Genomic DNA, 20,546 nt, shown 5'->3' with positions numbered 1-20,546 from the left:
CGCTCAGGCTGCGCTACCCGTTTCTCGACACGCTCGAAACGAACGGCTGTCTCATATCAGACCGTGAAGCTCTCGCCGCAGCCGCAACTGCCCTTGGCGTTGGGGTTGTTGAAGACGAAGCCGGCGGTGAAGTCGTCCTCCACCCAGTCCATCGTCGATCCGACCAGATAGAGGACCGACGCCCCGTCGATGTAGAAGGTGCCGCCGGGCGTTTCGATCTTCTCGTCGAACCTGGCTTCCTGCGTCACATAGTCGACCGAATAGGCAAGGCCCGAGCAGCCGCGCTTGGGCGTCGAGAGCTTGACGCCGATCGTGCCTTCGGGCGCCTGGGCCATCAGGTCGGCAATGCGCTGCTCGGCGCTCGGCGTCAGGATGACGGCGGCGGGGCGGGCGCGGGTCTTGATGGTCGTCTCGGTCATTTCAGCGTCTCCATCCGTTCGCCCTGAGCCTGTCGAAGGGCCGCTCTTTCTTGAAAGGAAGAATGGGGCTTCGACAGGCTCAGCCCGAACGGAGATAAATGTCTCTCAATTCCGTGCGTCGCGCTCACAACATTCCCAGTTCGAGCTTGGCCTCGTCCGACATTTTCTGCGGGTCCCATGGCGGGTCCCAGACGAGGTTCACCTGGGCGTCGCCCACGCCCGGCACCGCGCCGACGCGCAGTTCGACCTCGCCCGGCATGGATTCGGCGACCGGGCAATGCGGCGTGGTCAACGTCATGGTCACGACGGCATGGCCGTCCTCGGTCACGTCGACGCCGTAGACGAGGCCCAGATCATAGATGTTGACCGGAATTTCCGGGTCGTAAATTTCCTTGAGCGCATCGATGATGGCGTCATAGAGGCTGCCGCCCGGCTCGCCTTTAGGCGTTTCGGCGGGCCTGGCGCTCAGGAAGCCGTCGAGATAGTCGCGCTGGCGATGGCCAGAATCGGAAGCTTCCTCGACGCGCGCCTTGGGCGGGGTGTCCACCGCCTCGACCTCTTCCACCAAAATCTTGCGTTCCTCAGCCATTCCCGAAGATCTTCCTCACTCGTTCAATGCCTTTGACCAGCGCATCCACATCGCTCTCGTCGCTGTAGAGGCCGAAGCTGGCCCGCGCGGTCGCCTCGACGCCCAGATGGCGCATCAGCGGCTGGGCGCAATGATGCCCGGCTCTGATGGCGACGCCCGTTTCGTCCAATATGGTGCCGACATCGTGCGGATGAACCCCCTGCACCTCGAAAGAGAGGATTCCCGCGCTGTCCTCCGGCCCGAAGACGCGGACGCTGTTGAGGCTCTCCAGCGCCGCCCGCGCCTTGCCCACCAGCGCGCATTCATGGGCGTGGATCGCGTCCAGCCCGATGGCCTGCACATAATCGATCGCCGCCGACAGGCCGACGACGCCGGTGATATGCGGCGTCCCTGCCTCGAACCGGGTCGGCGCGGGGGCATAGGTCGTCTTTTCGAACGTCACCTTGTCGATCATCGAACCACCGCCCTGATAGGGCGGCATGGCGTCGAGCAGTTCCTTGCGGCCCCACAGCGCGCCGATGCCGGTCGGGCCATAGAGTTTGTGCGCCGAAAAGACGTAGAAATCGCAGTCCAGCGCCTGCACATCGACGGTGAGGCGCGGCACGGCCTGGCAACCGTCGATCAATATCTTCGCGCCGACGCCATGTGCGATGTCGGCGGCGCGGCGCACGTCGAGCACGCTGCCCAGCACGTTCGACACATGGGCGAGGGCCACCATCTTATGCGCGGGCGTGATCATCCCGGCCATGGCGTCGAGGTCGATCTTGCCGTCCGCCGTCAGCGGCACGACGTCGATCTGCGCACCGACTTTTTCGGCCACAATCTGCCACGGCACGATATTGCTGTGATGCTCCAGCATCGACAGCAGGATGCGGTCGCCCGCCTTGAGCTGCGTCCCCGCCCAGCATTGGGCGACGAGGTTGATCCCCTCGGTCGCGCCGCGGACATAGACGATCTCGCTGTCCGACTGCGCGCCGATGAAGCCGGCGACCTTGCGGCGGGCAGCTTCATAGGCAAGCGTCATATTGGCCGAGCGTTCATAGACGCCGCGATGCACGGTCGCATAATCAGGACCATAGGCGCGGGCGATCGCTTCGATCACCGCATTCGGCTTCTGCGCGGTGGCGGCGCTATCCAGATAATGCCAGTCGCCGACGCCGGGGAAATCGTCTCTAAGCCTCAAAACCCCGTTCGGGCTGAGCCTGTCGAAGCCCTGCGCGCGCCCTTCGACAGGCTCAGGGCGAACGGAAGTCGGGTTGTTCGTCACACCAGAGCCTCCAGCTTGGCGATCGCCGCCGCTTCGAAGCGGTCCTTCACCGCCTCATCCGCCACATCATCGAACACGCCCGCGACAAAGGCCTTCAGCAGCAATGTCTTGGCCGTCGCCGGGTCCATGCCGCGACTGGCCATGTAGAACAGCGCCTGCTTGTCCAACTCGCCCACGGTCGCGCCATGGGCGCATTTCACGTCGTCGGCGTAGATTTCCAGTTCCGGCTTGGCGTTGGCCGTGGCGGTGCGGTCCAGCAGCATCGCCTTGACCGACTGAAAGGCGTCGGTGCGCTGCGCGTCGCGGGCGACGTTGATGCTGCCCAGATAGCTGCCGGTCGCGCGCTGGCCCAGGATCGACCGGATCGTCTGGCCGCTGGTCGAATCCGGCTTGGCATGGGTGACGGCGGTGATGATCTCCAGCACCTGGTCGCCGCCGCCGATGATCGCGCCGTTCAGTTCGAAATGCGCATTGCTGCCGAGCGTGACGGTGAAGGTCACGCGGCCGAATTTGCCGCCGATGTTGAGGACATGGAAGTCGAGCCGGGCGCCGTCCGCGATGCTGATGACATAATCATGCACCGCCGCCGTGCCGTCTGCGGCATCCTGCAACAGATGATGGTGCGCGCTTTCCCCGGCCGCCACATTGATCCGCGTCGGCGCGGGCAAGGGCCAGATGGAGGCGACAGCCTCCAGATCGCTATAACGCCATTCCTCCTGTTTCCGGGTCGGCAGAGCAAGGGCAGTCATGCGCACGCCTCCTCCGCGTTTCCGCGTCTCCGCGTGAGAAAAATTTGTTCACGCAGAGGCGCGGAGGCGCGGAAAGAAAGAAATTTGCCTGCGGCGCTCATGCGGCAACGACCTCCGCATAGCCTTCGCGCTCCAGTTCCAGCGCGAGTTCGGGGCCGCCCGACTTCACGATCCGGCCCGCCGCCAGGACATGCACATAGTCCGGCTTCACATAGTCGAGCAGCCGCTGATAATGGGTGATGAGCAGCACCGCCTTGTCCGGCTGCCGCATGATCGCGTTGATCCCGGCGCCCACGGTCTTGAGCGCGTCGATGTCGAGGCCGGAGTCGGTTTCGTCCAGGATCGCCAGCCGGGGGTCGAGAATCCCCATTTGCACCATTTCGGCGCGTTTCTTCTCGCCGCCGGAAAAGCCGACATTCACCGGACGCTTCAGCATCTCCATGTCGAGGCCGAGCAGCGCGGCCTTTTCCTTGGCGAGCTTGATGAACTCGCCGCCGTTCAGCTCCTTCTCGCCGCGGGCGCGGCGCTGCGAATTGAGGCTTTCGCGCAGGAATTGCAGGTTGGACACACCGGGAATCTCGACCGGATACTGAAAGCCCAGGAACAGCCCGGCGGCAGCGCGCTCATGCGGCTCCATCTCGAACAGGTCCGCGCCCTCGAAGGTCGCGGTGCCGCCCGTCACCTCATAGCCCGGACGGCCGCCCAGCGTATAGGCCAGCGTCGACTTGCCCGCGCCGTTCGGCCCCATGATCGCGTGGATCTCGCCCGCGTTGATGGAGAGCGACAGGCCCTTGAGGATCGCCTTGCCGTCGATTTCGTTGGTCAGATTGTCGATCGTCAGCATATCTTATCCCTTATGCGCGCGCTGGAGCGTGCGCGCGGTCCAGAACGCCATGTCCCGCACGTCGCCCGGCGCGGGAAACAGCGTGTCGATATGGCGCTTGATCGGCATATAGGGCCACCAGTCGGCGCCCGGTTCCGGCGCGCCCTTTTCCAGCACGCCGGTCACGAACTCCGTCACCGGCCCCATGCGGGCGAGGTTGGGGGCCTTGGCCTTGTGGAAGGCCTTGTCGGATTTCAGCTTCTCGGTGAAGGCGAGATCGCCCTTCTCCAGCGCGGCGCGGCATTCGGCCTGATAGGCGTCGAGATCACCGAAATCCTTGGCGGCGCGGGCGGCAAGCTCGCCCTCTTCCAGCTCATAATCCTCGGTCAGGATGCGGATCGCGGCGGTCCATGCCTGGCCATTGCCGACATCCTCCGCGAAATCGGCGAGGGCATCCTGAATATCGTCTTCGTCGCTCAAAATTCTCGGTCCTCTTAATCATCACGTCCGGGCAGAAACGAAATCGCCCGCACGACATACCCTACAAGCCCCACCAGCAAGGCAATCCAGAACAGCGCGTTCGCCATGCGCAAAGACGCGGCGAATAGCATATCGAGGTCGGTCGATGGGGAGATCGCGCCTCGTCCACCCAACAGAGCGATAACCGCAAAAATAACAGCGGCTACGCCTAGCCCTTTGCACCAAGCCAAAGCAGTTGAGCCATCAGGTCTGCCGACGAGCGACGTCATTGACGCTAAAAGATTTGGTGAAGTTCCATCCGAACGGGCAACAAAACTGAACAACCTGCCGCAAGACACGCAGGCTGGAACGTCGTCCGTCGCTTCCAAACCACATTGAGTGCAAGACTTCATCCTACTCTCCCTGCTTCGCTACGATCATCCCAAACATATCGTCACCCCGGACTTGATCCGGGGTCCCGCTGCCTTCGACTATCGCGCCAAAAGAAGCGGGATGCCGGATCAAGTCCGGCATGACGGAGGAGGCGAGGGCGAAGGTCAACCGACCGAACCCTCCAGCGAAATCCCCAGCAGCTTCTGCGCTTCGACGGCAAATTCCATCGGCAGTTGTTGCAGCACTTCCTTGGCGAAGCCGTTCACGATCAGCGACACGGCGCTTTCCTGATCCAGCCCGCGCTGCATTGCATAGAAAAGCTGATCGTCGCTGATCTTGCTCGTCGTCGCCTCATGCTCGATCTGCGCCGACGGGTTGCGCACCTCGATATAGGGCACGGTATGCGCGCCGCACTGGTCGCCCAGCAGCAGGCTGTCGCACTGGGTGAAGTTGCGCACGCCCTCCGCGCCCGGCGCCACGCGCACCAGCCCGCGATAGGTGTTGTTAGACCGCCCGGCGCTGATCCCCTTGGACACGATGGTCGATCGCGACCCCTTGCCATTGTGGATCATCTTGGTGCCGGTATCGGCCTGTTGCAGATTGTTCGTCAGCGCCACCGAGTAGAATTCGCCGACGCTGTTCTCGCCGTTCAGCACGCAGCTCGGATATTTCCAGGTGATGGCGGAGCCGGTTTCCACCTGCGTCCATGAAACCTTGCTGTTGCGCCCCTGGCAGAGCGCCCGCTTGGTCACGAAATTATAGATGCCGCCCTTGCCATTCTCGTCGCCGGGATACCAGTTCTGGACGGTGGAATATTTGATCTCCGCATCGTCCAGCGCGACCAGTTCCACGACAGCGGCGTGCAGCTGATTCTCGTCGCGCATCGGCGCGGTGCAGCCTTCGAGATAGGAGACATAGCTCCCCTCGTCCGCGACGATCAAAGTCCGCTCGAACTGCCCGGTATTCTCCGCATTGATGCGGAAATAGGTGCTAAGCTCCATCGGGCAGCGCACGCCCTTGGGGATGTAGACGAAGGTGCCGTCGGAAAAGACCGCGCAGTTCAATGTGGCGAAATAATTGTCGTGCATCGGCACGACCTTGCCGAGCCACTTCTTCACCAGATCGGGATATTCGCGCACCGCCTCGCTGATCGAGCGGAAGATGACGCCCGCTTCCTCCAGCTCCTTGCGGAAGGTGGTGGCGACCGAGACACTGTCGAACACCGCATCGACCGCAACCTTGCGGCTGCCCTTCACCCCGGCCAGCACTTCCTGCTCGGCAATGGGGATGCCCAGCTTCTGATAGGTCGCGCGGATTTCGGGATCGAGTTCGTCCAGCGACTCCAGCTCCGCCTTCTTCTTCGGCTCGGCATAATAATAGGCGTCCTGATAGTCGATCGGCGGGATGTTGAGTTTGGCCCAGTCCGGCGCTTCCATCTTCTGCCACAGGGCAAAGGCCTTCAGCCGCCATTCCAGCAGCCATTCAGGCTCCTTCTTCTTGGCCGAAATGAAGCGGACCGTATCCTCGTTCAGCCCCTTGGGCGCGAAATCCTGCTCGATGGCCGATGACCAGCCATGCTCATAGGTGGAGGCGCGCTCGGCGGCCTCCTGCGCTTCGAGGTTGCGAACAGTGGTTGCTTCTTCGGTCATGCCATTTCTCGTGTCAGGCTGGCGATCGTCACGCCCGCGAGCGCTTCGCGGATCGCATTGTTCGCCACATTCATGTGTGGGCGGATGCGGCAATCGCTTTCCAGATTGCAGTCATGCGCGCCCATTTCCGCGCAGGCGGTCATGGCGATGGGGCCCTCCACCGCTTCCACCACGTCCGCAAGGGTGATGGCGGCGGGCGGGCGCGACAGGCGCACGCCGCCGCCCGTGCCCCGGCTCGATTCGAGCAGGCCCGCGGCGGACAGGCGGCTCACCAGCTTTTGCGCGGTGGGCAGCGGGATGCCGGTTTCGGCGCTCAGCGTGGTCGCGTTCATGCGGGTGGCGCCGCAATGGCGCGCGGCGGCGGACATCAGCACGACCGCATAATCGGCGAAGCTCGACAGTCTCATGGCCTGATGACACGTCCCAAGTTGCGAACCATTCTCAAATCGGACCGATTCCATCCGATTGGGGGCATGTGGTCGCAAGCGGGTCGTTAATCAAGGAATTTCTGATTGGGAGGGGTCAACTCAATCGATTGAGCACCGCCACGTCGCCGCCCAGCGAGCGGCGCAGCAGGGTCAGCTGCGCCACGGCGGTCGGCTCGGTCTGCAACTGGTGCGGGGTCAGGCCGATGAAATGCTTGATCTCCCGAATGAAATGCGACTGGTCGTAGAAGCCGGCTTCCTCGCATAATTGCTGCCAGCTGTCGCCGTCGAGCGCGATCCGCGCCGAACAGCGCAGCGCGCGATATTTGCGCGCCAGCAATTTGGGCGGTGCGCCATAATATTTGTTGGTGAGCCGCGCGAGCTGGCGCGGCGACAATTGGGTGGTTTCCACCAGCGTCTCGATCCGGGGCGACCCTTCGCCGATCAGCCAGGCGTCGACCGTCCCCAGCAATTCCCAGATCGCCTTGCGCACCGGCTTCACCAGCCGCCCCAATATCTTCCAGCACAAGTCGGCCATCTCTTCGGCCTGGCTGTCCTCCAGGTCCTGCAACTGGCTCAGCAGCGCGCCATAGGCCGGCCCGCGCTCCGCCACCAGATCGCACAGGCGATCGGCCAGCCCGCTCGCATCCCCACCATGGAGCGAAATCCAGCCAGCCGGCAGCAGCGAAATGCCCAGCACGCGCACCGGCCCTTCCAGCGCGAAGCGGGTCGCACCCATGGTCGGTCCCAGCAGGCAGACCTGCGGTGTCGCCATGACGGCTCCGTCCTGAAAATGATAATCCCCGGCGCCTGCCATCATGAAGCGCAGTTGCGGCACGTCGGCGCGGGTCGCATCGGCATAATGGTCGGACGACACGCTGAAGAAATAGAGCGATCCGAAATAGGCGCGCAGATGCTCGGGCGGCGCGAAATAGCGCAGCCGGACCGGACCTTGCGCGGCCGCAACGGTATAGGAAAGCGGTCCCCCCTGATCCGGCAGAGCGACGTTGCTCCCCGGCGCATTCTTGCGATGCAACCCCATTTTCTTCACCCCAGGCGGGAACTATGCGCGAATTACGTTCGGACGCAAGCCATGGCGCTGAAAAAGAGCATTTTTTATGCCTCTTTTTGAGGAGAAAGGCTGAGAGTCTGTTTGGAAAATGCGCGAAAGAGCGCATTTTCGATGTGGATGCGCCAAAGGCGCATTTCCAAACCGACTCTGAGACAAAAATGACCCGGCGGTTCATCACCGCCGGGTCAGGAAAAGGTCTCGTTCGGCCATGGGCCTTGGAGCCTTCGGGTCGCAAGCCGGCTTTACGCCCGAATCAGTGAAATTTTATTGGATGGATCGGACATTTTTCCGTCCGAAACAGTCTCATTCATGACGTTTCCTGTCATGAAATGTCATAGGTGGCCCGATGTGATGCTTCTGCCACAGTGACTCGACGGGCGCGCGCGCCGCTGGCATAGCGCCGCCCCATGCCATACCGCCTGATCCGCCCCCTGCTTTTCGCCCTCGATGCCGAGCGCGCCCATAATCTGTCGATCGCCGCGCTGCGGATGATGCCGACGCTCCGGCCGCTGGCGGCGGACCCGATGCTGGAAACGACCGTGGCGGGCATCCGCTTTCCCAACCCGGTGGGGCTTGCGGCGGGCTATGACAAGGATGGGCGCGTCGCGCACAAGATGCATGGCCTGGGCTTCGGCTTTGCCGAGCTGGGCACGCTGACCCCGCTCGCCCAGCCGGGCAATCCCCAGCCGCGCCTGTTCCGCCTGGTGGAGGATCGCGCCGTCATCAACCGTTTCGGCTTCAACAATGGCGGGCAGGGCGCGGCCGCCGATCGCATCGCCCGTTATCGCCGCCCGTCGGGCGAACGGCCGGTGATCGGCATCAACATCGGCGCCAACAAGGACGCGACGGCGGCTGGACGCGGCATCGCCGACTATGTGACCGGCGTCACCTGCATGGCGCCGCTGGCCGACTATCTGACGGTCAACATCTCCTCCCCCAATACGCCCGGCCTGCGCGCCTTGCAGGGGCGGGCGGCGCTGGACGACCTGCTGGGCGCGGTCATGGCCGCGCGCGGCAGCGGCGCCACACCAAATGGGAGTCGCGTGCCTCCCATTTTCCTGAAGGTCGCGCCCGACCTGGAGCCGGCCGATGTCGAGGATATCGCCGCCGCCTGCATCGATCATCGGGTCGACGCACTGATCGTGTCCAACACCACCATCACGCGCCCGGCGCTGCGATCGGCCCATGCGGGCGAGGCGGGCGGCCTGTCCGGTGCGCCGCTGACCGATTTGTCGCACGCCCGGCTCAAGGATTTCCGCCGCCTTCTGGGCGATCGCCTGCCGCTGATCGGCGTCGGCGGCATCGCCAACGGCGCGCAGGCCTATGCCCGCATCCGCGCCGGCGCCTCGCTGGTGCAGCTCTACAGCGCTTTGGTCTATGAAGGCCCCTGGCTGGCGAAACGCATCAATGCCGATCTGAAGGCGCTGATGGCGCGCGACGGCGTGCGCAACATCGCCGATCTGGTCGGGGTGGATGCCCTGGATTGAGAAGCGGCCGGTTTGGCCGATCATAACCCCCGTCTATCATGGGGTTGCGAAGCGCGGTCGCGGCGATAGGGTGCCGGCCATGACTTCCCGCCTGACCGGCCTGCTGGCCCCCTTCGCCCTTATTGCCCTGATCCCCGCCGCCACCGCCCTGGCGCGCGAACCGGTGTCCACCAACGCCACCGTCTCCGCCGCCGATCCGCGCGCCGCACAGGCGGGGCAGGAAATCCTGCGCCGGGGCGGCAGCGCCACCGACGCCGCGATCGCCATGATGCTGGCGCTCAACGTGGTCGAGCCGCACAATAGCGGCATCGGCGGCGGCGGCTTCCTGATGCACCATGACGGTCGCACCGGCCTGCTGGAATCGATCGACGGGCGCGAAACCGCGCCCGCCGCCGCCCGCCCCGACCGTTTCATCGGCCCCGACGGCAAGGTCATGTCCTTCCGCAATGCCTGGCCGGGCGGCTATTCGGTCGGCGTGCCGGGCAATCTGCGCCTTGCCTGGGACGCGCACAGGAAATGGGGCAAGCTGCCCTGGGCCGACCTGTTCCAGCCCGCCATACGCTATGCGCAGGATGGGTTCGAGGTGCGCGAGCGGCTCGATACCGCGATGCGGGCGGTCGCGCCGATCTGGGCGGACTTCCCCGAGATCCAGAAATATTTCTGGATCGACGGCAAGCCAGCGCCCAAGGGCACGATCCTCAAGAACCCGCCGCTCGCCGCCCTGTTCAAACGGGTGGCGGCGGAAGGGCCGGACGCCTTCTACACCGGCGAGAATGCGAAGCTGCTCGCCGCCGCCGTCACCAACGCGCCGAAGAATCCGGTGCCGATGACCGAAGCGGACATCGCCGCCTATCAGGCCAGGCCGCGCAAGCCCGTCTGCGGCAAATATCGTGTCTATACCGTCTGCGGCATGGGGCCGGCCTCGTCGGGCGGCGTCACCGTGCTGGAAATATTGGGCATGGTGGAGCGCTTCCCGCTGGCGCAATGGGGCAAGGACGATCCGCGCTCCTGGCATGTCATCGGCGAAGCGATGCAACTTGCCTATGCCGATCGCGACACCTGGCTGGGCGATCCCGATTTCGTGTCGGTGCCGATCAGCGGCATGATCGACCCCGCTTATCTCAGGCAGCGCTCCGCGTTGATCCGCCTCAACAAGGCGCTCACCGCCTATAATCCCGGCACGCCGCCCGGCGCGCAGCCGCGCACGACATCGCTGCCCCAGCCCGAAAGCGGCACCAGCCACTTCGTCGCGGTGGACCATGATGGCGACATCGCCGCCTGGACCTCCACCATCGAAAGCTTTTTCGGCAGCCAGCTGGTGGCGAACGGCGTCATCCTCAACAATGAGCTGACCGATTTCAGCCTGACCCCGGAAAAGGACGGCAAGCCCGTCGCCAACCGCGTGGAGGCAGGCAAGCGGCCGCTCTCCTCCATGTCGCCGACGATCGTCTATGACGACAGGGGCACGCCCGTCTTCACCGTCGGCGCGGCGGGCGGCAAGACCATCATCATGCAGGTGGCGAAAGCGCTGATCGCCCATTTCGACTGGGGCCTGTCGGCGCAGGATTCGATCGCCCACGGCCTTCTCTTCTTCAACGGCGACGGGCTGGTGCTGGAACAGGGGACGTCGCTGGAGGCGATGAAGGCCCCGCTGGAGAAGTTGGGCCACCGCGTGACCATCAGCCGCCTCGGCCTCAAGGCCAATGCGGCGGAGAGGATGCCCGACGGCCACTGGGTCGGCGCTGCCGATCCCCGCAGCCCCGGCGTGTCCTTGCAGGAATGAGGTTGGCGGCTGGAATTTACTAAAAATCCTCTCCTGTAAGGGGAGGGGGACCGGCGAAGCCGGTGGAGGGGGGCATCCTATCGAGAGCAGAACACCCCGCGTCAGCCCTTCGGGCTGCCACCTCCCCTTATAGGGGCGGATGAAAAGCAGGCCTCCCAATCCACCAACCAAAAAGGGCGGCCTTTCGAGCCGCCCTTTCCTTTTGCCGCTTATTTCTTCCCCGCAAACCACGCCGCAGTCGGCGCCTTCAACCGCCCGCGCGTCTCGATCCGCGTCTTGATCGCGGCGATGGCGCGATCCACCACCTTGCGCGAATCCGGCGTCAGATATTGGGTCGCATAGGCGTCCAGCTTCGTCACCATCGCCGGGTCGGCCGATCCGCCGCCGAGCCTTGCAAGCGCCTGGCTGCGCGCCGACACGTCGATCAGCGCCTCATATTGCGCCCTGTGCGCCAGCACATAGTCGACCGCCAGCATCGGATGCGCCGCGCCGACCTGCCCGATGATCGCCGCGCTGGTGGTCTTGCCCGGCTCGTCGGTCAGGGCGAGGTCCAGCGCCTGCGCGCCCAGCTTCTGATCCTTCGCCTTGCCCAGCAGCGCGTAGACGGTGCTCTTTTCAAGGTCGCTCTTCGCGCCCTTGGCAAGTCCGCGCAGCCTGTCCCAGGTCGCCTGATCGGCATTTTCCGCGATGATGCCCAGCCATATGTTGCGCAGCGGCCCGTCGAGCGCCGCCGGGTCGCTTGCCAGCGCGGCGAAGCGCCTGTTCGCCTCCGCCACCACGGCCTTGTCGCCCATGCTGCCCAAGGTCGCCACCAGGCTGGAGCGCAGCACCGGCACCTGCGGTCCTTCGCCCGCCTTCGCATCATAACCGATGCCGGCCAGCACCGGGGTCAGCTTCCTTGACGCATAGGCCGCAACCTTCGCCTGTGCGGCGGCGTCACCCTCCAGCATGTCATAGCTGCCCTTGAGATAGCCCGGCACCTCGGCCAGCACGGCGGGACTGCCATTGGCCGGCACCGCGTCCACCAGGTCCAGCGCCAGCCCGATCGGCTGATATCCGCCCAGCGCGAGCTGGAAATTGTCCGCCAGCAGGCCGGTCTGGTCGATGCTCGCCAACCGGCTGAAATCCTTGGCCAGCGCCTTCACATTCTCCGCCGGATAGAGCGAGCGATAATAGCCCGTCTGCCCCGCATTGACGATATAGGCGCCGCAGCCCGGCAGCGTGACCTGCCCCTTGCCGCCGGTCAGGATCAGGCGCTGCGCCTCGCCGCCCAGCGTCTGCGCCTTCACCGGCACGTTCCAGCGTTGCGGCGTCTTGTCCTTCGCGTCGCGGCTATATTCGCCCTGGCTCAACGTCAGCAGCGTGTTGCCGCCCTGGCACAGGGCGCTCTCCACCGTGACCAGCGGAATGCCCGGCAGCGACGTGAAATCATGCGCAATGGACACCAGCCCCTTCGCCCCCGCGCCCTCGACGGCCTTCCACAGATCGTCGGTCACGGTGTTCCCATAGGCGTGGGCCTTCATATAGGACTGGATGCCCGCCTTCCACACATCCTCGCCGGCATAGCCTTCCAGCATGGTGATGACGGCTTCGCCCTTCTGGTAGGTGATGGCGTCGAACGCCTGGTTCACCTCATCCACCGTATGGATTTTCTGCACCACCGGATGCGTGGTCCTGAGCGCGTCGAGGCTCATCGCCCGCTCGCGCCCGTCGACGCGCGACAGCAGGGTTTCCCATTCCGGGTTCAGTCTGTCCGTGACCTTGGTCGCCATCCAGCTCGCGAAACCTTCGTTCAGCCACAGATCGTCCCACCAGGCCATGGTGACGAGGTCGCCGAACCATTGATGCGCCATTTCATGGGCGACGATCTCGTAGATGGTGCGCCGCGTTTCTTCCGAGGTGAAGCGCGGATCGACCAGCAGCGCCCGCTCGAAGGTGAAGATCGCGCCCCAATTTTCCATCGCGCTGAAAAACTGGCTCTGGCCCGGCCCGGCGACATTGTCGAGCTTGGGCAGGGGGAAGGGCACGCCGAAATAGTCGTTATAATAGGGCAGGATCGCCGCTGACGCATCGAGCGCGAGCTGCGCCTTGCCGGTATTGCCCCTGCCGGTGATGACGCCGACTTCGGTCTGGCCTGCCATCTTGGTCGCGCGGTCCAGTTCGCCCAGCCCGAAGAACAGCAGGTAGGACGACATTTTGGGGCTGGTGCCGAACGTCACCAGCTTCTTGCCGCCGCCGACATCCTTGCTCGCCTTGACCGGCATGTTGCCGACCGCGAGCTGGTCCGCCGGGACCACGGCCGACAGGTCGAAGGTCGCCTTGTAGCTCGGCTCGTCGAAGCTCGGCACGAAGCGGCGGGCATCGGGCGCCTCGAACTGGGTGAAGAGCGCGCGCTTCGCCGCCCCCGCATTGTCGGTATAGTCGAGCGCGAACAGGCCATTGGCCTGCTGGTTGATGACGCCGGCATAGGTGATGGCGAGCGTGTATCTGCCCGGCGCGACCGGCTTGCCGAAGTCGAGGCTGACGGTCTGCGCCTCGGCATCGATCTTGGCCGTGCCGGTGATCGGCTTGCCCCTTACGGGGGTCAGGGTGACGGTCGAGACGGTCAGGTCCGCCGCATTCAGCACCAGCGTCGGCATGGTGGTCGCGACGGTGACGTCGATCGACACCTTGCCGGTGAATGTCAGCTTCGCCGCATCGGGCGTCACCTCGATCGCATAATGGCTAGGGGCAGCGCCGCGCGGCAGCTGGGTGGTGATCCCGGCGGCGGGGCCGGCAGGGGCTGCGCTCTGGGCCAGGGCGGGCGTCGCCAATGCGACCGGGGCGGCCGCGATCAGCAGCGGCAGGATTTTCTGGAAGGACATAGGGTTTCAGACTCCGACACGTCTTGAAGCGCGCGATGTGACACTATCACGCGCCGTCATGCAATGCGGGATCCGTCCTTTCGCCGCGAGGGTCAAGTGAACTATCCGCAAGCCTATGTCGTTGGTCGAAGTCTGTTGCGCGTTCGTCAAACAGGAAGTGTGTAGCACTTCACGTCCGTTCGCTTCGAGCGAAGTCGAGAAGCGGATAGCACCACGCTTCCCGTTTCTCGACACGCTCGAAACGAACGGAGGTCGGCGTCAGCCCCGCCCTCTATACCCCGGCACATCCTGCGCCGGCAGCCACAGTCCGGCCGGCGGCTCGTCCGACTGCCAGAAGACGTCGATCGGGATGCCGCCGCGCGGATACCAGTAGCCGCCGATGCGCAGCCACAGCGGCTTCATCTCGTCGAACAGCCGCTGGCCGATGCCGACAGTGCAATCCTCGTGAAAGGCGGCATGGTTGCGGAAGGAGCCGAGAAACAGCTTGAGCGACTTGGATTCGACGATCATGTCCGCGGGCGCATAATCGATCACCAGATGGGCGAAGTCGGGCTGGCCCGTCACCGGGCAGAGCGACGTGAACTCCGGCGCGGTGAAGCGCACCAGATAGGGTTTGCCGGGACGCGGATTGGGGACATAATCCAGCACGGCCTCTTCCGGCCGGGCAGGAAGCGCACTGGTCTGGCCCAGGTGCAGCGGGTGTGTGGGAAGGTCAGTCATGCCGCGCCGTCTACGCCATCGCACGCCTGATGTCATCGCCCCGCATTGTTCACTTGCGGTTCAGCCATTCTTGTGCCTTGGCGACGTCATGGGGTCCTTCGTTCGTTCGTTGCTTTTCGCCGCGCTGCTGCTGCTGGTTGCGCCTCTCCATGCCCAGCAGCCGCAGAAGCCGGCCCCGACCTTTTCCCTGCCGCCTGCCAGCACGGCACCCGTGCCCGATCCCAACCGTCAGGGGCCGGAACTGGACGTCTATCGCGACCAGCCGCGCACCGCGCCGCCCATCGTCGCGCCGACGGTCGTGCCCCCGCCCGTGCCTGTTCAGGCCGCGCCAAGACCGCAGCCGACGCCGGTGCGTCCCGCGCCTACGCAGCCCGCGCAGCCGCGTGCTACCCCTCCGGCCGATCGCGCATCGCCCGCCCCCGCGCAGCCGACGCCAACCCCGGCCGAGCCGGTGCAAAGCGCCGAACCAGCCAATGAAAGCGCGCCCGTCGCTGCCCCTTCGCAACTGCCCGCGCCAGCGACCAACGCGGTGGAAACGCCCGAACCCGCTGCGCCCGCGCCGGTCGTTGCGGAAGCGGACAACAACCTGCCCTGGATCATCGGCGGCGCACTGGCGCTCGTCGCGCTGGCCGCCTTCCTGCTGCTCCGTCGCCGCCGTCCGGTGGAGGAGGCGGAAGAGGAGCTGTTGGTCGAATCGGCTTCGCCGCCGGCAGACGTAACGCCGCCCGAACCGGCCGCCGCGCCCGTCCCGACGCCCGAACCAGTGGCGGCGCCCGAACCGCCCGCTGCCGAACCCGCCGCCGAGCGCCCCTGGCTCGACATGGACATGGCGGTCAGCCAGGCGCGCTATTCGCTGATCGGCGTGACCATCGCCTACAGCCTCATCCTCCACAATCGCGGCGACCGGCCGGCGCAGGATATCCTGATCCGCGGCATCGTCGGCAATGCCGGCGCGTCGCAGCAGGCGCTGCTTCAGGGCTTCTTCTCCGGCCAGGACGGCTTGCCGCTGCACAGCGCAGTGTCGATCGCGCCGGGCGAGACGCGGCAGCTTGCCGGCGAACTGCGCCTGTCGCCCGATCAGATCGTGCCGGTCGCGATGGGCCAGCGCAGCCTGCTGATCCCGCTTGCCGCCTTCGACATGGCCTATCGCTGGGAGGATGCCGAGGGCGAGCCGCAAGGCCATGGCCGCACCGCGCGCGCCTTCATCGTCGGGCAGGAGCAGGAGCCGCCCGCCGACCGCCTCGCCCCGCTGCGTCTGGATCAGGGGCCGCGCCAATATCGCCGCCCGGCCGCGCGCGCCGCGGCGGAGCTTGCCCCGGCGTGACGCCTCTTCCCAGCATCGGTTCAGCATCCTACTACTGGCCCGTTCGTTTCGAGCGCAGTCGAGAAACGAGAAGGATGCGCTATCCGCTTCTCGACTGGGCTCGAAGCGAACGGGGGTGGCATCGGACGGCCAAGGAACGAGGTTGAAAGGAGCCGCATGACCATATTCGTTTCCACCGACTGGCTCGCGGGCGAACTGGGCGCGCCCGATCTCGTCATCCTCGACGCCAGCCTGTTCCTGCCCGGCACCCCGCGCGATCCGCGTGCCGAATATGAGGCCGCCCATATCCCCGGCGCCGCCTTCATGGACCTGCCGGGCCTCAACGATCCCGACGATCCGACCCCCGGCATGTTGCCCTCCGACGCGATGATGACCCAGCACATGCAGGCGCTCGGCGTCAACGCCGACAGCCGCATCATCGTCTATGACAACAGCCCGACCCACAGCGCCGCGCGCGGTTGGTGGATGATGCGCGTCTACGGCCTGGGCGTGTCCGCCGCGATCCTCGACGGCGGCCTCATCAAATGGATCGCGGAGGGCCGCCCGGTCGAAAGCGGTTTCCCGACACCGACCCCCGGACACGCCATCGCCCGGCTCGACCGGACACAGGTGCGCACCAAGGCCGACATTCTCGCCAATCTGGACAGCGGCGCGGCGCAACTGCTCGACGCGCGCGGGGCCGGGCGCTTCACCGGCGCGGAGGCGGAACCGCGCCCCGGCATGGCGTCGGGCCATATCCCCGGCAGCCGCAACATTCCCTCCACCGCCTTCTTCGCTGCCGACAACCGCATGAAACAAGGGGAGGAACTGCGCCGCTTGTTCATCGACGCCGACACCGACCTGGACAGACCCATCATTACCACCTGCGGCAGCGGCGTGACCGCGGCGATCATCCTCGCCGGCCTCGAATCGCTCGGCAAGAGCGACGTCAGCCTCTATGACGGCAGCTGGTCCGAATGGGGCTTCGACCCCGCCACGCCCAAGGCGACGGGTCCGGCCGCATGAGCGATCGGGACGACCGCAAACCGCTGACGAAACTCGCCCAGGCCGGCCGCAGGCCCGAATGGACGGGGATGCCCGGCCAGCCCGGCGGCATCGTCAGCCCGCCGGTCTGGCGCGCGTCGACCATCCTCTATGACGATGTCGCCCATCTGCGGAAGGCGGCGGGCAGCAGCACGCATGAACGCCTCTTCTACGGGCGCAAGGGCACGCCGACCGCCTGGAGCCTCGCCGACGCGCTCACCGAAATGGAGCCGGGGGCGGAAGGGACGATGCTCTACCCTTCGGGCGTCGCCGCGATCGCCTGCGCGTTGATGGCGGTGTTGAAGCCGGGCGACCGGCTGCTGATGGTCGACAGCGCCTATGACCCGACCCGCAATTTCTGCGCGCAAATGCTAAAAAGTTACGGTATCGAAACGATATATTATGATCCGCTGACTGTCCAGTTCGATGTCCATCTTGCAGGCGGCCCGATCCGCGCCATCTTCCTCGAAAGCCCCGGCAGCCTGACTTTCGAGGTGCAGGATATTCCCGCCATCACCGCCTGGGCGCGGGCGAACGGGGTCGTCACTTTGCTCGACAATACCTGGGCGACGCCGCTCTATTTCCCGGCCATGGCGCATGGCGTGGATATTTCCATCCTCGCCTGCACCAAATATATCGTCGGCCATAGCGATGTGATGATCGGCAGCGTCACCGCCAATGCCGACTGGTTCGCGAAGATCCGCCAGACCGCCTATCTGTTCGGCCAGATGACCAGCCCCGACGACGCCTGGCTCGCCTCGCGCGGGCTGCGCACGCTCGGCGTCCGGCTCAAGCAGCATCAGGACAGCGCGCTCGCCATTGCCCATTGGCTCAAGGACCAGCCCGACGTCGCCCGCGTCCTCCACCCCGCGTTCCCGGACTGCCCCGGCCACGCCCATTGGCGGCGCGATTTCACCGGCTCCACGGGCCTGTTCAGCTTCATCCTGAAGGGCGGGGACGAAGCGGCGCGCGCCGCGCTGATCGACGGCCTCGCCCATTTCGGCATCGGCTATAGCTGGGGCGGGTTCGAAAGCCTCGCGCTCCCGGTCGACCCGGCCCGCTATCGCAGCGCTACCATCTGGGAAGCCGAAGGCCCCGTCGTCCGCCTCCATATCGGCCTCGAAGACCCGGTCGACCTGATCGCGGACCTCGACGCCGGCCTCGCCCGCTTCCGCGCGATCCGCGACGGAGCCTGAACGGATGACGCCGGGCCTGACCGACCTGATCGGCCGCCTGCCCGGCGACCCGGATCTGGTCCAGCCCGCCGCCGCGCTGGCGCTGGCGATCCTGCTCTACGCCGCCGCCTGGGGCCTCGCCCGGCTGATCGCGCCGCGCCTGCGCCGCAGCCTGCCGCCGCTCGGCGATGCGCTGGCGGGCCATGTCCGCGCCATCACCCGCCATGGGCTGGCCGCCTGCCTGCTGACGCTGGGCCTTGCCTTCTTTCCCACCGGATCGCTCGGTCATCTGGTCATGGGCATCGCGCTGGGCGGCGCGGTCGCGCTGCTCGCCACCCATGTGCTGCGCGGCCTCGCCATACCGCGCTGGGCGGTGGTGCCGCTGGCGCTCATCCTCTTCATCCTGATCGTGTCGGGCAGCGGCGGGGGTATCGCGCCGGTGGGCGAGATGCTCGACCGGGTCGGCGTCAACCTCGGCAAGCGGCGCATCACCCTGCTCGGCCTGCTTTCGATCGCCGCGACCTGCGTCGCCCTCTTCGCCGCCGTCCGCCTCGCCAACCGGGTGATCGGCCGCTCGATCCAGAAGGCCGCCGGCTTCGACCCGACGCAGAAGCTGCTCGCGCAGAAGCTCGCTGCCATCATCGTGGTGGTCGCCGCCTTCTTCATCGGCGTCGACCTGCTGTCGATCGACCTCACCGCCTTCGCCGTCTTCTCCGGCGCGCTCGGTCTCGCCATCGGTTTCGGTTTGCAGAAGACCTTCGGCAACCTGATCGCGGGCATCATCCTGCTGATGGACCGATCGATCAAGCCGGGCGACGTGATCGTCGTGGGCGACAGCTTCGGCTGGGTGAACAAGATCGGCGTGCGCGCCGTCAGCGTCATCACCCGCGACGGCAAGGAACATCTGATTCCCAACGAGAATCTGATGACGCAGGAAGTGGAGAACTGGTCCTATTCCGATCGCAACGTCCGCGTCCGCATTCCGATCGGCATCGCCTTCGACTCCGACCTGAAACTTGCCCAGCAACTGATGCTCCAGGCCGCGCAGGAAAGCCCGCGCGTGCTCCGCAACCCCAAGCCCAATGTCTGGCTCACCGGCTTCGGGGAAAGCCGGGTGGAACATGACATTCTCGTCTGGATCAGCGATCCCGAAGGCGGCGTTGGCAATGTGAAATCGGACGTGCTGTTCCGCGTCTGGCAGTTGTTCCGCGATCATGGCATCGCCATCCCCTATCCGCAGCGCGTCATTCACCACGTCCCGGATACAGAACAGCAATAACGGCTTTCCGTAAGGAAATTCGCCATCTGCCTGGCTTTGAGCCAGCGCGGCCGCCTCTTTGTTGCCCGATTTTGTTGCAGTCTAGCAACATTCAGGCAGTAAAAGACACCATTTAGCAATAAATTCTTGTGCGCCGCAGCGCAGGCAGGCATTTCCATTCTCGTTGAGGCAGCCGACCCGTCCCGAGGGGGAAGATAGAGGCAGGCGCCTGGACGCAGGCGGGACGATCGCAGACCACCATCAAGGGGAATCCCATGCGTAAGTCCATCATCGGCCTCTCGGCCGCTCCCATTGTCCTTGGCGCTCTCATGGCGCTGTCGGCGCCGGCCATGGCGCAGGACGAGCCGACCCCCGCAATCACCGTCACCGGCAATGCGGCGGTCGTCACCGACTATCGCTTCCGCGGCATTTCGCAGACCAACAAGAAGTTCGCGTTGCAGGGCGGCCTCACCGTCTCCCATGCGTCGGGCTTCTACGCCTCGGTCTGGGGCAGTTCGATCGACGATTATGTCGCCAACGGTTCGGACCAGGAACTCGACCTGATCGGCGGCTATTCGACCACGATCGGCGCGGCGACGATCGATGTCGGCGTCCTTTATTATTATTATCCGGGCAATGCGGAGGCGAATACCGATTTCGTCGAGCCCTATGCCTCGATCAAGGGCACGTTCGGCCCGGCCACCGCCAAGCTGACCGTCAATTACGCGCCCAAGGCGAAGGCGCTGACCGTCGGCAACGGCAAAGAGGATAATCTCTACGTCGCGGGCGACCTGTCGGCTTCCATCCCCAACACGCCGCTGGGCGTGTCGGCGCATCTGGGCCACAGCTTCGGCCCCAGCTATCTGACGATCGGCGACGAATATACCGACTGGAATATCGGCGCGACCTACACCTGGAGCCACCTGACCTTCGGCGTCTCCTATGTCGACACCGACAAGTCGCTTTATTCGCCGGCCGGCCACAATATCAGCAAGGCGGGCGTCGTCGGATCGATCACCGCCTCCTTCTGACCTGCATTGCTTTCGGGGGTGAGCGGGGCCGCGATG

General features: G+C 65.3%; 20 protein-coding genes. 8 read left to right on the top strand and 12 right to left on the bottom strand.

What is annotated here, in order from left to right:
- Positions 1–56 precede the first annotated feature (56 nt).
- From AC58EF_RS14560 to AC58EF_RS14515, 10 genes are all read right to left on the bottom strand, one after another.
- Positions 57–419: a HesB/IscA family protein gene (locus tag AC58EF_RS14560; protein ID WP_497277058.1), complete on the bottom strand. Its 363-nt coding sequence runs from the start codon at positions 417–419 to the stop codon at positions 57–59.
- Positions 420–543: 124 nt separating this feature from the next.
- Positions 544–1,008 carry an SUF system Fe-S cluster assembly protein gene (locus tag AC58EF_RS14555; RefSeq protein WP_497277056.1) on the bottom strand — a complete coding sequence of 155 codons (465 nt, stop codon included), beginning with the start codon at positions 1,006–1,008 and terminating at the stop codon, positions 544–546.
- Positions 1,001–2,191 (bottom strand): aminotransferase class V-fold PLP-dependent enzyme, encoded by a 1,191-nt coding sequence (locus AC58EF_RS14550; protein WP_497277109.1) that lies wholly within the window; start codon positions 2,189–2,191, stop codon positions 1,001–1,003. The genes AC58EF_RS14555 and AC58EF_RS14550 overlap by 8 nt, the downstream gene beginning before the upstream one ends.
- A gap of 80 nt (positions 2,192–2,271) precedes the next feature.
- A complete protein-coding gene (locus tag AC58EF_RS14545) occupies positions 2,272–3,024 on the bottom strand; it encodes a SufD family Fe-S cluster assembly protein (protein WP_497277055.1) in 753 nt (250 codons plus the stop codon).
- A gap of 97 nt (positions 3,025–3,121) precedes the next feature.
- On the bottom strand, positions 3,122–3,868 hold the full coding sequence (sufC, locus tag AC58EF_RS14540; RefSeq protein ID WP_497277053.1) for a Fe-S cluster assembly ATPase SufC: 747 nt from the start codon (positions 3,866–3,868) through the stop codon (positions 3,122–3,124).
- A gap of 3 nt (positions 3,869–3,871) precedes the next feature.
- Positions 3,872–4,327 carry a hypothetical protein gene (locus AC58EF_RS14535; protein WP_497277051.1) on the bottom strand — a complete coding sequence of 152 codons (456 nt, stop codon included), beginning with the start codon at positions 4,325–4,327 and terminating at the stop codon, positions 3,872–3,874.
- Positions 4,328–4,341: 14 nt separating this feature from the next.
- Positions 4,342–4,719, bottom strand: a complete 378-nt coding sequence (locus tag AC58EF_RS14530) for a hypothetical protein (RefSeq protein WP_497277050.1) — start codon at positions 4,717–4,719, stop codon at positions 4,342–4,344.
- A 144-nt stretch (positions 4,720–4,863) separates the two neighbouring features.
- Entirely contained in the window at positions 4,864–6,348 is a 1,485-nt protein-coding gene (sufB, locus tag AC58EF_RS14525) for a Fe-S cluster assembly protein SufB (RefSeq protein WP_497277049.1), read from the bottom strand.
- A complete protein-coding gene (locus tag AC58EF_RS14520; RefSeq protein WP_497277048.1) occupies positions 6,345–6,755 on the bottom strand; it encodes an RrF2 family transcriptional regulator in 411 nt (136 codons plus the stop codon). Before AC58EF_RS14520 ends, sufB begins: the two co-directional genes overlap by 4 nt.
- A gap of 115 nt (positions 6,756–6,870) precedes the next feature.
- Positions 6,871–7,815, bottom strand: a complete 945-nt coding sequence (locus AC58EF_RS14515) for a helix-turn-helix domain-containing protein (RefSeq protein ID WP_497277047.1) — start codon at positions 7,813–7,815, stop codon at positions 6,871–6,873.
- 23 nt (positions 7,816–7,838) lie between these two features.
- On the opposite strand from AC58EF_RS14515, the gene AC58EF_RS14510 reads away from it, so the two are divergent.
- From AC58EF_RS14510 to ggt, 3 genes are all read left to right on the top strand, one after another.
- The gene (locus AC58EF_RS14510; protein ID WP_497277046.1) at positions 7,839–8,105 is read left to right on the top strand and encodes a hypothetical protein; all 267 of its coding nucleotides are present in this window, start codon (positions 7,839–7,841) and stop codon (positions 8,103–8,105) included.
- Between the two features lie 147 nt (positions 8,106–8,252).
- A complete protein-coding gene (locus AC58EF_RS14505; RefSeq protein ID WP_497277045.1) occupies positions 8,253–9,332 on the top strand; it encodes a quinone-dependent dihydroorotate dehydrogenase in 1,080 nt (359 codons plus the stop codon).
- Between the two features lie 79 nt (positions 9,333–9,411).
- On the top strand, positions 9,412–11,115 hold the full coding sequence (gene ggt / locus AC58EF_RS14500; protein WP_497277043.1) for a gamma-glutamyltransferase: 1,704 nt from the start codon (positions 9,412–9,414) through the stop codon (positions 11,113–11,115).
- Between the two features lie 209 nt (positions 11,116–11,324).
- Here the strand turns inward: ggt and AC58EF_RS14495 are convergent, their stop codons facing one another.
- Both AC58EF_RS14495 and queF read right to left on the bottom strand, forming a co-directional pair.
- Complete coding sequence (locus AC58EF_RS14495; RefSeq protein ID WP_497277042.1) at positions 11,325–13,979, bottom strand: M1 family metallopeptidase; 2,655 nt, start codon at positions 13,977–13,979, stop codon at positions 11,325–11,327.
- 258 nt (positions 13,980–14,237) lie between these two features.
- Positions 14,238–14,699 (bottom strand): preQ(1) synthase, encoded by a 462-nt coding sequence (gene queF, locus AC58EF_RS14490; protein ID WP_497277040.1) that lies wholly within the window; start codon positions 14,697–14,699, stop codon positions 14,238–14,240.
- An 88-nt stretch (positions 14,700–14,787) separates the two neighbouring features.
- Between queF and AC58EF_RS14485 the strand changes: the two genes are divergently transcribed.
- The 5 genes from AC58EF_RS14485 (at position 14,788) to AC58EF_RS14465 (ending at position 20,510) form a co-directional block, all read left to right on the top strand.
- Entirely contained in the window at positions 14,788–16,023 is a 1,236-nt protein-coding gene (locus tag AC58EF_RS14485; protein WP_497277038.1) for a hypothetical protein, read from the top strand.
- A 156-nt stretch (positions 16,024–16,179) separates the two neighbouring features.
- Complete coding sequence (gene sseA, locus AC58EF_RS14480; RefSeq protein ID WP_497277037.1) at positions 16,180–17,028, top strand: 3-mercaptopyruvate sulfurtransferase; 849 nt, start codon at positions 16,180–16,182, stop codon at positions 17,026–17,028.
- Positions 17,025–18,242 (top strand): cystathionine beta-lyase, encoded by a 1,218-nt coding sequence (metC, locus tag AC58EF_RS14475; RefSeq protein WP_497277035.1) that lies wholly within the window; start codon positions 17,025–17,027, stop codon positions 18,240–18,242. Before sseA ends, metC begins: the two co-directional genes overlap by 4 nt.
- Before the next feature lie 4 nt (positions 18,243–18,246).
- On the top strand, positions 18,247–19,500 hold the full coding sequence (locus tag AC58EF_RS14470) for a mechanosensitive ion channel family protein (protein ID WP_497277034.1): 1,254 nt from the start codon (positions 18,247–18,249) through the stop codon (positions 19,498–19,500).
- Between the two features lie 254 nt (positions 19,501–19,754).
- Positions 19,755–20,510 (top strand): TorF family putative porin, encoded by a 756-nt coding sequence (locus AC58EF_RS14465; RefSeq protein WP_497277033.1) that lies wholly within the window; start codon positions 19,755–19,757, stop codon positions 20,508–20,510.
- Positions 20,511–20,546: the final 36 nt, after the last annotated feature.

The organism is Sphingobium sp. WR1 (assembly GCF_059693745.1).
Note: the sequence above shows the minus strand (reverse complement) of the source record. Positions and strands in the feature narration are given on the sequence as shown.

What these genes read in the sequence shown, in the direction of transcription:
- AC58EF_RS14470 (WP_497277034.1), top strand. Translation starts at nt 18,247, where the DNA reads ATGACGCCGGGCCTGACCGACCTGATCGGCCGCCTGCCCGGCGACCCG.
- AC58EF_RS14555 (WP_497277056.1), bottom strand. Translation starts at nt 1,008, where the DNA reads ATGGCTGAGGAACGCAAGATTTTGGTGGAAGAGGTCGAGGCGGTGGAC.
- AC58EF_RS14545 (WP_497277055.1), bottom strand. Translation starts at nt 3,024, where the DNA reads ATGACTGCCCTTGCTCTGCCGACCCGGAAACAGGAGGAATGGCGTTAT.
- AC58EF_RS14560 (WP_497277058.1), bottom strand. Translation starts at nt 419, where the DNA reads ATGACCGAGACGACCATCAAGACCCGCGCCCGCCCCGCCGCCGTCATC.
- AC58EF_RS14530 (WP_497277050.1), bottom strand. Translation starts at nt 4,719, where the DNA reads ATGAAGTCTTGCACTCAATGTGGTTTGGAAGCGACGGACGACGTTCCA.
- AC58EF_RS14515 (WP_497277047.1), bottom strand. Translation starts at nt 7,815, where the DNA reads ATGGGGTTGCATCGCAAGAATGCGCCGGGGAGCAACGTCGCTCTGCCG.
- AC58EF_RS14520 (WP_497277048.1), bottom strand. Translation starts at nt 6,755, where the DNA reads ATGAGACTGTCGAGCTTCGCCGATTATGCGGTCGTGCTGATGTCCGCC.
- AC58EF_RS14485 (WP_497277038.1), top strand. Translation starts at nt 14,788, where the DNA reads ATGGGGTCCTTCGTTCGTTCGTTGCTTTTCGCCGCGCTGCTGCTGCTG.
- ggt (WP_497277043.1), top strand. Translation starts at nt 9,412, where the DNA reads ATGACTTCCCGCCTGACCGGCCTGCTGGCCCCCTTCGCCCTTATTGCC.
- sseA (WP_497277037.1), top strand. Translation starts at nt 16,180, where the DNA reads ATGACCATATTCGTTTCCACCGACTGGCTCGCGGGCGAACTGGGCGCG.
- AC58EF_RS14510 (WP_497277046.1), top strand. Translation starts at nt 7,839, where the DNA reads ATGCGCGAATTACGTTCGGACGCAAGCCATGGCGCTGAAAAAGAGCAT.
- AC58EF_RS14465 (WP_497277033.1), top strand. Translation starts at nt 19,755, where the DNA reads ATGCGTAAGTCCATCATCGGCCTCTCGGCCGCTCCCATTGTCCTTGGC.
- AC58EF_RS14505 (WP_497277045.1), top strand. Translation starts at nt 8,253, where the DNA reads ATGCCATACCGCCTGATCCGCCCCCTGCTTTTCGCCCTCGATGCCGAG.
- AC58EF_RS14495 (WP_497277042.1), bottom strand. Translation starts at nt 13,979, where the DNA reads ATGTCCTTCCAGAAAATCCTGCCGCTGCTGATCGCGGCCGCCCCGGTC.
- metC (WP_497277035.1), top strand. Translation starts at nt 17,025, where the DNA reads ATGAGCGATCGGGACGACCGCAAACCGCTGACGAAACTCGCCCAGGCC.
- sufC (WP_497277053.1), bottom strand. Translation starts at nt 3,868, where the DNA reads ATGCTGACGATCGACAATCTGACCAACGAAATCGACGGCAAGGCGATC.
- sufB (WP_497277049.1), bottom strand. Translation starts at nt 6,348, where the DNA reads ATGACCGAAGAAGCAACCACTGTTCGCAACCTCGAAGCGCAGGAGGCC.
- queF (WP_497277040.1), bottom strand. Translation starts at nt 14,699, where the DNA reads ATGACTGACCTTCCCACACACCCGCTGCACCTGGGCCAGACCAGTGCG.